The organism is Pseudomonas sp. GW822-FHT02D10, assembly GCF_058802345.1.
On record NZ_JBXAOB010000019.1, the window covers coordinates 1 to 12,565 of the forward strand.

Below are 12,565 nucleotides of genomic sequence, written 5' to 3' on the forward strand. Positions count from 1 at the left end.
CATGTGAGAGTAGGTCATCGTCAAGATTAAATTCCGAAACCCCTATCTGCGTATGCAGGTAGGGGTTTTGTTTTGCCCGCTGGAAAGTTTCTGTCTGGGTAATTGCACAGACTTGCCCACCCATTTGCATTCAACCATAGATAAGTAGCTGCCATCCCAACTCAATACTTCCTTTCGCAAAGCAATGCCCGCATGAAGCATCGAGAAGTAAACAGCGTCGTGCGAGCAGAGATTATCGTTCTGGCACTCAATGACCACTCTTTGGTCGCGGTAGGAATGGCAGGTGACTGCCATTCCTACCGCGACCGATGCAGCCAGGGCGTCGGTCGGCTAACAATGCCTTGGTTTCGGGTAGCACCAGGAAATGGTCGAGCGCGCGGTGTGCGGCGGCGTGGAGTTCTTTTGAGTCGAGGGAGGCGTAGGGGGAAACGGGGTCGGTTTCGGGGGGATTTTGAGTTGGTTTGAACATGGTGAAGCTCCTAGAGTTGTGGAGCTGCCACACATCGCTGCTAGACGAATTAGGGGTGGCGGCTGGACGCGGGTTAGCAGACCAGGACTCTAGAACCCGGCGCACCGAAGTGCCCCACGCAAAGCCGCCATAACATGAACTACCAGGCATAAAAACACCTGCTCATGAACGGTGGACGCTGTACGTCTAGAGAATACCCGGGCTGCTAAACCCGATCGCTGATAATCAGCGACACGGAAACGATAGAGGCGAGGACCAAAGCGCACAAGCCGGCGGATTCTGGCGCAGGTGTAGGCCGTGACGCAAGGCGTTGTAGCCTGCGGTTTATCCGTTGGCTGACAAATTAAACGCCGTCAGCAAATCCTCTTCAAACGTCAACTGCGCATCCCCCGGCACCTGCGCACGGTGTCGGGCCAGGTGGAAGGTCACGTCAAAACTCAACTCCAGTTGGCCAACAGCTTTGAGCAAACCGTTGTCTTCCCACGAGCGGGCGAAATGGTCAGGCAGATAGCCGACATGTTTGCCGGACAGGATGAAGGCGAGGTCCCCTGTTCTCTAGTAGCGCAAGCCAGTCCAACCCGCAGAAATACCTGATCGAAACCAACCCGGTGCTCACCGACCTCAAGCAGTTCATGAGCTCGGATTACCTGTTGGCCGGTCCCCGCTACAACCCGGATCAAAGCGCCAAGCGCCTGGGTGACGGCTTCTACGAACAGCGGCTGGTCCAGCAAGCGGTCGTCGCTGGCACGGGGCAGGCGTTCATCGATGGTAAAACCTCGAACGAGGCCCAGTTCAAGTACCTGATGGACAACGCCATCGCCAGCAAGAACGCGCTGAACCTGTCTGTCGGTGTGAGCCTCACCGCCGAACAGGTCGCCGCGCTGACTCACGACATCGTCTGGATGGAAAGTGAAGTCGTCGACGGCCAGACCGTGCTGGTGCCGGTGCTGTACCTGGCCAACGCCAACAACCGCCTGGCCCCTGACGGCGCGCTGATCGAGGGCCGCGACGTGACCCTGATCGCCGGCCAGAACCTCGACAACGCCGGCACCCTGAAAGCGACCAACAACCTGTCCGCTGTCGCCGGCAACAACCTGGTCAACAGCGGTCTGGTGCAGGCCGGTAATCGCCTGGACCTGTTGGCGGGGAACACCCTCACCAACAAGGCCGGGGGCATCATCGCCGGGCGTGATGTGCGTTTGACGGCGGTCAATGGCGATGTGGTTAACGAACGCACTGTCACTTCCCACGGCAGTAGCAACGGTCTGATCACCGAGCACCACGACTTTGTTGACAGTGCGGCGCGCATCGAAGCGGCGAACAACCTGGCCATCAGCGCTGGGCGCGATGTCTCCAACCAAGGCAGCGTCCTGCAGAGCGGACTCGACACGCTCATCAGCGCCGGTCGTGATGTGAGCATTGGTTCGGCCGAGCAGCTGACCACCCGGGACGACCCCGAACACTCGAAAAAACAGATCACACAGCATGGTTCCACCCTTACGACTGGACGAGACCTGTCGGTTGTTGCCGGTCGTGATCTGACGGTCATCGCCAGCCAGATCGATGCCAAGCGTGATGTCGCCATGAGCGCGACGGGAGATCTGAGCCTTTCTTCGGCGGCCAATGTCAGTGATTCCAGAGGCTGGCACGATAGCTACAAAGAGGTGAATACCCACATCAACCAAGTCTCCAGCACGATCACTGCCGGTGGCAGTGTGGCGCTGAACGCGGGCAAGGATCTGGGATTGACTGCCAGTCGGGTGAGTGCGGGGAATGAGGCGTACTTGGTCGCTGGTGGCAACCTGACCCTCCAGACTGCCGAAGACAGTGATTACAGTTTTTACAACAAGACCTCGAAAAGCTCGTCGGGCAAGAAGAGTCAGCTCGATGAAGTGGCCAGCACGACCAACATCGCCAGCGCGGTGACCTCAGGGGGCAACAGCGTTCTGCTGGCCGGTAAAGACCTGCTGATCAAAGGCAGCGAGGTCGCGGCGGATAAAGGCGGTGTTCAACTGGTCGCGGGTAATGACGTACAGATTGTCGCGGTCACCGACTCCAACAGTGCTCGCCACGAGAAGAGCTCCAGCAAAAGCAGTTGGGGCGGTTTGAAGTCGAGCAAGATGCAGGACCAGTTCGCGGAAACCCAAACCAAGGCAGTCGGCAGTGTTATCTCGGGCAATACCGTGGATGTCGCCGCTCGCCGTGACGCCACCATCACCGGCTCATCGCTGGTCAGTACCCAGGACCTGAGCGTACAGGCCGGGCGCGACCTGACCATCAACGCGGCGGAAAACACCTTCACCCGCGACGAAATGCACCAGGAAAAGAACCGCGACCTAATGGGAATAGTCACCGCCAACAACCTGGGCGTGGATGACATCACCGGCAACCAGCACCTGTCGGTCAGCAGCCAGAACCATACCGGCAAGTCGTCTCAAACCACGTTGACGGGCAGCACAATTGGCTCCAGCGAGGGCAACGTCAGCCTCACCAGTGGCCGTGAACTGAGCGTGATCGCCAGCGACCTGGTCAGCACCCAAAACATGAGCCTGATCGGCTCCAAAGTGACCATCGCCGCCGGTATGGAAAGCGCGAGCCAGAGCAGTACCGACACGTCCAGCAGTTTTGCGGTGGGGCGAGTGGTTGGCGGCGCGATTGTAGATACGGTCAACACCATTCGCAGTGCGGTCAAAGCGGCAAACAACGCTGACGATCCGCGACTCAAGGCGGTGAAGCTGGCTCAGGCGGCGTTGGCGTTCAATGGTCTGGGTGGCATGGCGGCCGGTGCCGATGGCGCCGGCGCGGATTATGGGGACAAAAAGGGTTCGGCCAGTAACGGTTCGCTGATCAAGATCGGCACCGAACTGGCGAGCACCCACAACACCAGCACCAGCGAGTACGACAGTCAGACCGCCAAGCAAAGCACGCTCAATGCCGGAAAAACCCTGGCGATCATCGCCGATGGCGGCGCGCCGGGAACGTTGGGTGATATCCATGTCATAGGCAGCAGCTTGAAAGCGGCCGACACCGTATTGCTGGCTAAAAACAACATCACCCTGGAAAGCGCGCAAAACACGGCTAACTGGGCCAATGACAGCAGCAACAACAAAACCGCGATTGGCGCCAGCTTCAATCTCGGCGAGCAGAATGGATTCACCCTCGACCTGGGGGCGTCAATCGCCAAGAGCATGGGCACCGGTGGTTCCGTTACCCAAGTCAACAGCACTTTGGATACCGGCTCTCTCGCCCTGCACAGTGGGCAGGACACCACCCTGGCCGGCGCGCAGGTGCGTGCTGATAGCATTCAGGCGCAGGTCGATGGCAACCTCACCATCACCTCGCGTCAGGACAGCGAGACCCAGAGGAGCAAACAGGGCAGTGCCGGTTTCGGCGGGAGCATCTGCATTCCGCCGTTCTGCTACGGCGCACCGGTGACAGCTTCGGCCAGCCTGGCCGCTGGCAACATGAACAGCGACTACAAGGCCGTGACGGACCAGACTGGTCTATTCGCCGGCAAGGGTGGCTACGACATCACTGTCGGTGACAAGACCACCTTGCAGGGGGCGGTGATTGCCAGTGCGGCGTCTGCGGACAAGAACCTGCTCAGCACCGATCGGTTGATCGTCAGCGACATCAAAAATATCAGCGAGATCCAGAGCCAGTCGGCTGGTTTCAGTGCGTCCTATGGCAGCAACTCCGGCACGATCCTGGGCGGTAGCGTTCCGCTGTCGCTCAGCGATTCGGACCACAGCAGCACCCGCAGTGCGGTCAGCGAAGGCACCATCATCGTGCGTAACGCCGAGGGTGCGGATGACCTGGTCGGGCTGAATCGGGATACCGCAAACGCCAATCAGAAACTGGACAAGCCCGATGAAAAGGCGATGCAGGAGCGGATTGATCTTATTCAGAGCACGGTGCAACTGGCTAGCAGCGTGATCAGTACGGTTGCCAAAGCCAAGGCCGATGCGGCGCAGGAACAGAGCGAGAAGGCCGTAACACCTGCGGAAAAACTGGCAGCAGCCGATGCCAAGGTAGAGGCAGATCGTTGGCAGGTGGGCGGCGATAAGAAAATGATCGCCGATATTGCTTCGGGGCTGATCGCTGCGGGATTGGGTGGTGCAGGCGGCAGCACCGCTATTGGCATCGTCGCCAATACATCCGCTAGCGACATATTTAATAAAATCGGCGATTACGCCGACATGCAAAAGCGCAAAGCCACCGATAGTGCAACGCAAGCTGCCTGGGCTGAAGGCGGGGCTGCGCGAGTACTGCTGCATGCCTTGGCTGGAGCGGCGATGGGGTTGTCGAGTGGTAGTGTTCAAAGCGGCGCTATAGGCGCTGGTGCTTCGGCCGCACTGATGCCTGCTATCGCTGAGGCATTGGGCAAAAGCGGGATTACAGGCGTTGACCAGGATGCATTGGCTACCTTGATTGCAGCCGGCGTGGGGACTGTTGCCGGAGCTGGTAAAGGCATTTATGGCTCAGTTGTTGCGGGTGGTAATGCCGTGTCGGTGGATGTCTACAACAGGCAGATCCATGGCATTGAGGTGGATGCCATCGACGCCGAGGCCGCGAAAGGGGACTTCAAAAAAGAGAATCTTGAGAAAGCGGTATGCTTTCTCATCAAGTGCTGGGCTCAACATGATCGAGGAAGCAAGGAATATCATGATACCTACCTTACCGAGGCGGACATGGTTGGTTTAAGCAATGAGCTTGAGTGGGCTGATGCCCAACGAGATAAAGGCTTGTTTAACTATTCTTTTACTGACGGCGTGTTGGACCTAGGGACTCGAGACGTGATTCCACTGGCCACTGCCACCGCCACCGCGGTGGGTGGGGGGATGGGTGTGGCTTCTGGTTATACGTTGTGTGCAACGGGTGCTGGATGTGTTCTCGGAATCCCAATGGCTACTTTTGGCGTGGGTAATGTGGTCGAAGGTGGTACGGGCTTATGGAATCATTTTGCTAATGACAAGGGTAGCAATAATCCTGTCAAGGAAGCTTTTGCACAAATTCCAGGCGACTACGGTCCTTTGCTATATAGCGGATTTGACTTCGCTCTGTCTTTAGGTGCCGGCTTCGTCAAAGCACCTCTGAAAATGGGCTTGGCAGATGGTCTTAATAGACCTGAGTCAATATTTGGGGTTGCTGTGAGAGCTGTGGATAATAATTACTTTGTTTTTGGATTGGGTACTCCTACGCCCTATGGCACTGCAATGGCTATGTATTTTAAGTCCTTGGGTGAAAAAGGGTTTAAATTTTATGAGGAGGCTTCAAGTGAGAAGAAATAAACTATTCGGGGTTGTGGTTTTGTCATTCGCCTTGCTGGCAATTGTTTGGGGTGTAAGTACATTTATCGCTATGATGCTTGCCTCTCTCATTTCCTTGCTTATAGGTACTGATTCGGATTGGGTTTTCATATGGGTAGGTTTTCCCTTGTCACTCATATTGGCTGTGTACTGGACAGTTAACCGCTGGGATTATGTAAGGGCGTTTATAACGGGGCGTGGAGGTTGGTGATTGCAAATTGATTGCGGCTTAGAAGGCTCCATCATTGGGCTCACTCTGAAAACGAGCCTTACTCTCAAATAAATCGTACCCCGCGATGAGGTACATGGTTATCGCGGGGTACGGCGTTGAGCACCATCGTTTTGCAAGATTTTGCACGCACGGTCTGAGGCTCAGTTGGTCCTTCCCCCGCAACGTGCGGGAACTGCGCATGCGTTACTTCAGTGCTGCGCCCGAATCTGGCGCCCCAACACATCCATCACATCGCAGCCATCACGCAGCAGCATGGCCGCTGCGTGGGCGATTTGCTGCACGTCTGCGCCTTTGGCATGGGCAATGTCGAGGCTGGCCAGGCTTTCCATCATCTGTGTGACCGCCAGAAACCGTGCAGCGGCGTTGCTGTGCAGCACATCCAGCGGCGCTTGGGTGGCGACCAGCAGCACCGGGATATCGCAATCGTTGTTGGTCATCGGCATGTGCGGGTTCATGCGTCATCTCCCGGTTGGGCGGCGTGCAGTCCGTCGATCGAAGCCTGGACCAATGATCGAGCGGTGCCGAGCATCTGCTGGCTGGCCCAGCGTAACGAGGCGATGTGTTCCGGGCGGGTGGCGGTGGGGGCTTGATGGGCGAGGGCTTCGGCGCAGCTCAGGTAGACCGAGGCGTGTTCGAGTGCGTCGAGTAACGGAATGTCGGGTTGGACGGCGAACAGGTAATGGTCGACATGGTCGCAGCGGGCGAAGGGGGTGGATTTTGTGGTTGGATCGGTCATGGGTGTAGCTCCTTGGAAGTCAGAGAGCTGCCACTGGGTCGCCGTCAAACGAATGGGTGGCAACTGTGCGCAGGTTGACGGACCGGTCCAAGATACCCGGCGCACTCGAAAGTGCCCCGCACACAGTTACCATTAAGCTGTGCAGCGAGCACACAAGTGCACGAGCAAAGTTGAGGAACCATGCGCATCTTGGAATTGCCGAGCCGTCAAACCCGATCACGAATGAGTCGTGACAGGCGCGAGGATAGGGAGTGAGGCTGTGGCAGTCAATCGGCCCAAGGTCTGACGCAGATGGTTTGTTTGTAGGTTTGTTCCGGGGATGACAGTTGCCGTGTTCGCAGATCCCGGGGGCCGGTTGCGATGAGCGCGACTGGGGCGGCATCAATGGACTGTGGGAAGTCGACGAAACCGACAGTCTGCGCGTGACCGCCAGTTCGGCGGCGTCCGGCCTCACCAGTGGCGCGAATCTGCTGATCAATGCACAGACGCAACATTAGCAGCACCATCGCCGGGCGGGACGCCAGCCTCACGGCCGTCAACGGTGACGTGATCAACGAACGCAGTGTGACGTGCAACACGGTGATTGAATCGAAACAGTCTCATTATGGACGTTGGTGGAAAATAGCCCATTTTTTCGGCGGCGTCGCAGTCGGCAAATTAAAAAACATCGCACGGGTCAGAAACGATCAAGTCAGTTGCTCATTCCATCCTTTTCGGCCGCCGCAAGCAGCGACCTTGGGCCGCTGATGATTGCGCGGCGCACGCCACGCTCGCGCCAGCCGGAGCTCATCACTTCAGACAACGTCCAGCCCGCCGCCATGAGTGCTGCCAGGTAGCCGGAAATCAGCGGTATCTGCCCGTGCAGGGTTTGCAGGAAGTACGGCACGAAAATCTCGCTGGTCATGCCAATCACCAACAGCCCCATGGTCGCGTACAGCGCACAGAGCGGGGTATTGAACCGCAAGGCATTCTTGGGCAGCAGGCGCGTCAGGGTGCTCGATTCGTGACGAACTGAATGTGTTCGAGCAGGTTTTGCAAGCCAGGGTCGAGCGCGTGGAGCACATGCTGATGAATGCCCGCCGTTGCGCTTATCGCATTACCCCGGTCTGAAGAGCCCCTGTTGTCGTAGATCGTCACCGCGACAGGCATTGACCGGGGGCGATTACGGACTGATCTTGTTTGCGCGGGGTTTTGGGTGAGATGAACGGGATGAATGCGGCATAGGCGCTGTATGAAAAATAAGTACGGCTTCCTGAAAAGTGACTGGGCTCAGTCACCCTTTTTACTGGCCTCAGTGTCTGTTGGCTTTCGTCGAGACAGGGTGTTCCTTCGGCAATATTTGCTAACTTTTGAACGCCGTTAAATCTTGAATCATTCGTCTACTCTGCCTGCACAGACCAGGAGTCTGTCGTTATCAGCAGTCGCAAGGAGCGAACCATGTACTTTGAGATTTACAGGCAATCCCGAGGCACCCTGCTTACCGGGAAGGGCCAATGGCGCTGGCGTTTAAGGGCGGCCAATCATGAGACGGTTGCCAGTGGCGAGTCGTACGTCAACAAGGCGGATTGCTTGCACGTGATCGGGTTGATCAAAAGCGTCCACAACGAAACGTCGGTGAAGGAAATCTAGGCAGTATCTGCCTGGTGTGTTGAAACGAAGCTGCTCAGGCAGATCGGGCAGCTTCGTGGGGTAGGCCTTAAGGCTGTTTATGCCCTGATTTCTCATGAATCAGGTCATACACTAAAATGTTTGGCTTGATATCGGGCGGGTTTCTCATTCAAACGCCTTCTCGAGTGAATGACCAAAACCGCCGCAGTTTCGCCCTTGCATCACCTTCCGCGCTCCCGCTTAATGCGACTTGGCTCATGGCGCCGGACATCAACCGCGTCGTGTCTATAACGCCAAGGACTGAATCATGGATCTCAAGGAAACCGACATCCTCGGTTCAAGCATCGACCAGCACTGGTATTACTGTTCAAAAGCGGCGGCGACGACTCGCCTGCTGGGTAATACCCCGATCGAAAAGATTCTCGACGTAGGCGCCGGGTCCGGTTTTTTTACCCGCCATCTGCTGACCCATTCAGCCGCCACCGAAGCCTGGTGCGTGGACATCAGTTACGACGCGGACTCGGACGCCACAACCGCCGGTAAACCGCTGCACTACCGTCGTACGATCGATTCGGTGGACGCCGATCTGGTGCTGCTGATGGACGTGCTGGAGCATGTCGATGACGACGTCGGGTTGCTCAAGGCCTACGTCGATAAAGTCCCGTCCGGTAGCCGTTTTCTGATAACGGTGCCGGCGTTCCAGTTTCTCTGGAGCGGGCACGATGACTTTCTCGAACACAAACGTCGCTACACCTTGCCGCAACTGGAGACGGTGGCCAGGGACGCCGGTTTGACGGTGAAGCAGGGCGCTTACTACTTCGGTCTGGTGTTCCCGATTGCGGCGATGCTGCGGCTGTCGCCCAAAGGCGCACAACCTTCGCCGCCACGCTCGCAACTCAAGCAGCATCATCCGCTGGTCAATACGCTGCTCAAGACCTTGTGCAGCATTGAACTTCCCTTCATGGGTGTTAACCGTCTGGCAGGTCTGACGGTGTTTGTCCTGGCTCAGAAGCCGTGACGTCAGGCGAAAAATCAGCCCTGATCAAGCGTGGCCTGCGTTTTGCTGTGACTGGCCTGTTGGTCACGGCGCTTCACGCAGTTATTGCCGTGCTGTTCATCAACTATGTGCTGCCGGTGCCGCCCTTGGCCAATGGCGTGGCATTCGTTGTGGCGACAGTAGTTTCTTACGTGATCAACACGACCTGGAGCTTTTCCAGCCGACTGCACGGCCGAACGCTGATGCGTTTCATGGCGGTCTCGGGCGCCGGTTTATTGCTGGCGATGGTAGTGGCCTGGGCCGCGCAAATGGCCGGGCTTCATTATTTGCTGGGGATCGGGGCAGTGGCACTGACGATTCCGGCCTTCACCTTTGTGCTGCATAACTTCTGGACATATAGATGAAGAAGCATTGGGCGATCGCATTGCTGCCCCTGTTAATGGGTGTGGTGGACACGTAAGCCGTCGCATAACGGCGCTTATGCCGATAGACGCCAGCCCCCAGGCCTTTCTACACTGCTCCCAGTCTTTGGGACTGGGGGCAGCAGATGAATCGCAATGAACTGCGCAAGGCCGACATCAATTTGATGGTGGTGTTTGAGACGCTGATGCTTGAGCGCAACGTGACGCGGGTGGCAGAGAAGCTGTTTCTCGGGCAACCGACCATCAGCTCGGCACTCAATCGTTTGCGCGTGATGTTCAACGACCCGCTGTTTATCCGGGTCGGCCACCGCATGGAGCCGACGGCGCGGGCCGAGGAGCTCATTCAGCATCTCTCGCCGGCGTTGGATGCGTTGTCCTCGGCGTTGAGCCTGACCCACAACTTTGATCCTGCCATCAGCACCATGACCTTTCGCATCGGTTTGTCCGATGACGTCGAGTTCGGTTTGCTGCCGCCACTGTTGCGCGCATTGCGTCAGGAAGCACCGCAAGTGGTGTTCGTGGTTCAGCATGTCGATTACTGGCGAATTCCGGACTTGCTGGCGTCCGGGGACATCACGGTCGGCATCAGCCAGACCCGCGGTCTGCCGGCCAATGCCAAGCGCAAACTGCTGCGGCACATTCAGCCCTGCATACTGCGCGCCGATGTCTCTGATACACCTCTGACCCTCGACGAATACTGTTCGCGACCCCATGTGCTGGTCTCGCACACGGCCAATGTCAGCGGTTTTGCCGATGAGTGGCTGGCCGAGATCGGTCGCAAGCGTCAGGTGGTGCTCTCGGTGCCGCAATACAGTGCCTTGCCGGCTTTGCTCGCAGGGACCGACCTGGTTGCCAGCCTGCCGGACTACGCAGCAGCGGCGATGGCCGCCTCGGGCCAGTTGTTCATGGAACCGTTCCCGTTCAAAACGCCGACCCTGGACCTGTCCATGGTCTGGCTGAGTCACGTCGATACCGACCCCGCCGAACGCTGGCTGCGGGCGCGGCTCGAGGCCTTCATGAGCGAGCGCGGTTTGTCAGAAACTCAGGGCCTAAAACCGCTCTGACGGCCAGTGCCGATGCCTTGCTTGCGGGTAAGTGGACTGCTTTGCTCCACGCGTATTCCCGATGATTGACCGGAGATCCATCCCATGAGCAGTTCCCGTTCTCTGTTGCGTGGGCGCGGCAGCCAAGACAGTGGCAAGGTCGGCATGGTCGAGCTGTTTTTCGATCTGGTGTTCGTGTTCGCCGTCACCCAGCTTTCCCACTCCTTGCTCGCGCACCTGACAATCGCCGGCGCGGTGCAGGTCGCGTTGATGATGGTGGCGGTGTGGTGGGTGTGGATCTTCACCTCCTGGGTGACCAACTGGCTCGATCCCGAAAAGTTGCCGATTCGCCTGGGTCTGTTCGGATTGATGGTTGCCGGCCTGTTGCTGTCATCGTCGATACCCAAGGCCTTCACCGACCGTGGATTGATGTTCGCCACAGCCTTTGTCTTCATGCAGGTCGGCCGCACGCTGTTCGCGATCTGGGCGGTGCGCGGCGAGCCCCTGAACATGACTCGCAACTTCCAGCGGATTCTGGCGTGGATGACGCTGTCCGGGGTGTTCTGGATCAGCGGTGCGCTGCTTGAAGGCGATCAGCGGCTGACCTGCTGGGCACTGGCGTTGCTAATCGAGTTGATCTCGCCGTCGTTGTACTTCTGGGTGCCGGGGCTCGGCCGTTCTACGCTGGCCGACTGGAACGTCGAGGGCAATCACATGGCCGAGCGTTGTGGTTTGTTTGTGATTATTGCCTTGGGTGAATCGCTGCTGGTGACCGGTGCAACCTTCGCCGATCTGCTGCTGAACGGGCAGGCGCTGACCGGGTTTCTGATTGCCGTGCTGGGCAGCGTGGCCATGTGGTGGGTGTATTTTGACAGCGGCGCCGAGCGCGCTCACCACCGTATTGCGCACTCCAGCGACCCCGGGCGCCAGGCGCGGATTGCCTACACCTACCTGCATGTCTTGATCGTTGCCGGGATCATCGTCAGTGCGGTGGCCGATGAACTGGTGCTGGTGCACCCGGAGCATGCGAGCGATGCCGGAATTATCGTGATCGTCGCCGGGCCCTGGCTGTTCTTGCTGGGGTGCGCGCTGTTCAAGTGGGTAATGGCCGATAGGATTTTGCCGCCGTTGTCTCATCTGGTGGGGCTGGCGTTGCTGCTCGCGCTGTTGCCGGCCGCGCTGAATCAGCTGTTTTCAGCGTTGCTGCTGGGCGGGCTGACGACCGCAGTGATGATTCTGGTGGCGGCTTGGGAAACGCTGGCACTGCGCGAGTCGCTCCCGACGCAGGAGCATTGATCGACGCGGTATTTTCGTGGGCAAGAGCAGGATTGTTCTGTGGTATAGGTACGACCCTTCATTCAATCCTTAGGAAGCATCGCAATGCCTCACCTGCACATGGAATACACCGCCAACCTGCCGAACCTCAATGCCGATGTGGCGTTGTTGCGCTTGAACAACGCATTGGTGGCGTCCGGGCAGTTTTCTGCGGAGTTCGATATCAAGAGCCGTGCGGTGCAGGTCGGTGCATTCCGGGTCGGTACCGGGCGGGGCGAACGTGGTTTTGTGCATGTGAAGCTGGCCCTGCTGAGCGGGCGCTCGCCAGCGATCAAGAAGCAATTGTCCGAAAGCCTGCTGGCGGTGTTGCAGGAACTCTGCGAATGGCCCACCAGTGTCGATGTGCAGCTGTGCGTCGAGATTCTGGATATTGATCGCGATTCCTACACCAAGACTGCCATCAGCCACTGACAC

10 protein-coding genes and 3 pseudogenes are annotated in these 12,565 nt (G+C 58.0%); 8 read left to right on the forward strand and 5 right to left on the reverse strand.

The window, feature by feature from the left end:
* Window positions 1-307: 307 nt before the first annotated feature.
* Together AC1RPZ_RS23620 and AC1RPZ_RS23625 are read right to left on the reverse strand one after the other, a co-directional pair.
* Window positions 308-469 (reverse strand): annotated as a pseudogene (locus AC1RPZ_RS23620) (DUF6124 family protein); the annotation flags it as partial.
* 324 nt (window positions 470-793) lie between these two features.
* Window positions 794-1,018, reverse strand: a pseudogene (locus tag AC1RPZ_RS23625) (LysR family transcriptional regulator); the annotation flags it as partial.
* Between the two features lie 59 nt (window positions 1,019-1,077).
* Here AC1RPZ_RS23625 and AC1RPZ_RS23630 point away from each other — a divergent pair.
* Entirely contained in the window at window positions 1,078-5,760 is a 4,683-nt protein-coding gene (locus AC1RPZ_RS23630; RefSeq protein ID WP_493139848.1) for a hemagglutinin repeat-containing protein, read from the forward strand.
* A 438-nt stretch (window positions 5,761-6,198) separates the two neighbouring features.
* Here the strand turns inward: AC1RPZ_RS23630 and AC1RPZ_RS23635 are convergent, their stop codons facing one another.
* Entirely contained in the window at window positions 6,199-6,465 is a 267-nt protein-coding gene (locus tag AC1RPZ_RS23635; RefSeq protein WP_103316269.1) for a short-chain dehydrogenase, read from the reverse strand.
* Window positions 6,462-6,746 (reverse strand): DUF3077 domain-containing protein, encoded by a 285-nt coding sequence (locus AC1RPZ_RS23640; protein ID WP_493139850.1) that lies wholly within the window; start codon window positions 6,744-6,746, stop codon window positions 6,462-6,464. Before AC1RPZ_RS23640 ends, AC1RPZ_RS23635 begins: the two co-directional genes overlap by 4 nt.
* 326 nt (window positions 6,747-7,072) lie before the next feature.
* Between AC1RPZ_RS23640 and AC1RPZ_RS23645 the strand changes: the two genes are divergently transcribed.
* The gene (locus AC1RPZ_RS23645) at window positions 7,073-7,243 is read left to right on the forward strand and encodes a hypothetical protein (protein WP_493139852.1); all 171 of its coding nucleotides are present in this window, start codon (window positions 7,073-7,075) and stop codon (window positions 7,241-7,243) included.
* Between the two features lie 224 nt (window positions 7,244-7,467).
* On the opposite strand, the pseudogene AC1RPZ_RS23650 reads toward AC1RPZ_RS23645, so the two are convergent.
* Window positions 7,468-7,758: pseudogene (locus tag AC1RPZ_RS23650) on the reverse strand (MFS transporter); the annotation flags it as partial.
* 425 nt (window positions 7,759-8,183) lie between these two features.
* On the opposite strand from AC1RPZ_RS23650, the gene AC1RPZ_RS23655 reads away from it, so the two are divergent.
* The 6 genes from AC1RPZ_RS23655 (at window position 8,184) to AC1RPZ_RS23680 (ending at window position 12,562) form a co-directional block, all read left to right on the forward strand.
* A complete protein-coding gene (locus AC1RPZ_RS23655) occupies window positions 8,184-8,375 on the forward strand; it encodes a YegP family protein (RefSeq protein WP_123582192.1) in 192 nt (63 codons plus the stop codon).
* Between the two features lie 286 nt (window positions 8,376-8,661).
* A complete protein-coding gene (locus tag AC1RPZ_RS23660) occupies window positions 8,662-9,372 on the forward strand; it encodes a class I SAM-dependent methyltransferase (RefSeq protein WP_493139853.1) in 711 nt (236 codons plus the stop codon).
* Window positions 9,369-9,755, forward strand: coding sequence for a GtrA family protein (locus AC1RPZ_RS23665; protein ID WP_493139855.1), 387 nt, complete (start codon window positions 9,369-9,371; stop codon window positions 9,753-9,755). The genes AC1RPZ_RS23660 and AC1RPZ_RS23665 overlap by 4 nt, the downstream gene beginning before the upstream one ends.
* 143 nt (window positions 9,756-9,898) lie before the next feature.
* Entirely contained in the window at window positions 9,899-10,837 is a 939-nt protein-coding gene (locus AC1RPZ_RS23670) for a LysR substrate-binding domain-containing protein (protein ID WP_493139857.1), read from the forward strand.
* Between the two features lie 84 nt (window positions 10,838-10,921).
* Window positions 10,922-12,112 (forward strand): low temperature requirement protein A, encoded by a 1,191-nt coding sequence (locus AC1RPZ_RS23675; RefSeq protein WP_493139859.1) that lies wholly within the window; start codon window positions 10,922-10,924, stop codon window positions 12,110-12,112.
* Window positions 12,113-12,196: 84 nt separating this feature from the next.
* Window positions 12,197-12,562 (forward strand): 5-carboxymethyl-2-hydroxymuconate Delta-isomerase, encoded by a 366-nt coding sequence (locus AC1RPZ_RS23680; RefSeq protein ID WP_493139861.1) that lies wholly within the window; start codon window positions 12,197-12,199, stop codon window positions 12,560-12,562.
* Window positions 12,563-12,565: the final 3 nt, after the last annotated feature.

Excerpts from the sequence above, each read along its gene's own strand:
- AC1RPZ_RS23640 (WP_493139850.1), bottom strand. The coding sequence starts at position 6,746 with ATGACCGATCCAACCACAAAATCCACCCCCTTCGCCCGCTGCGACCAT.
- AC1RPZ_RS23635 (WP_103316269.1), bottom strand. The coding sequence starts at position 6,465 with ATGAACCCGCACATGCCGATGACCAACAACGATTGCGATATCCCGGTG.
- AC1RPZ_RS23670 (WP_493139857.1), top strand. The coding sequence starts at position 9,899 with ATGAATCGCAATGAACTGCGCAAGGCCGACATCAATTTGATGGTGGTG.
- AC1RPZ_RS23675 (WP_493139859.1), top strand. The coding sequence starts at position 10,922 with ATGAGCAGTTCCCGTTCTCTGTTGCGTGGGCGCGGCAGCCAAGACAGT.
- AC1RPZ_RS23680 (WP_493139861.1), top strand. The coding sequence starts at position 12,197 with ATGCCTCACCTGCACATGGAATACACCGCCAACCTGCCGAACCTCAAT.
- AC1RPZ_RS23660 (WP_493139853.1), top strand. The coding sequence starts at position 8,662 with ATGGATCTCAAGGAAACCGACATCCTCGGTTCAAGCATCGACCAGCAC.
- AC1RPZ_RS23655 (WP_123582192.1), top strand. The coding sequence starts at position 8,184 with ATGTACTTTGAGATTTACAGGCAATCCCGAGGCACCCTGCTTACCGGG.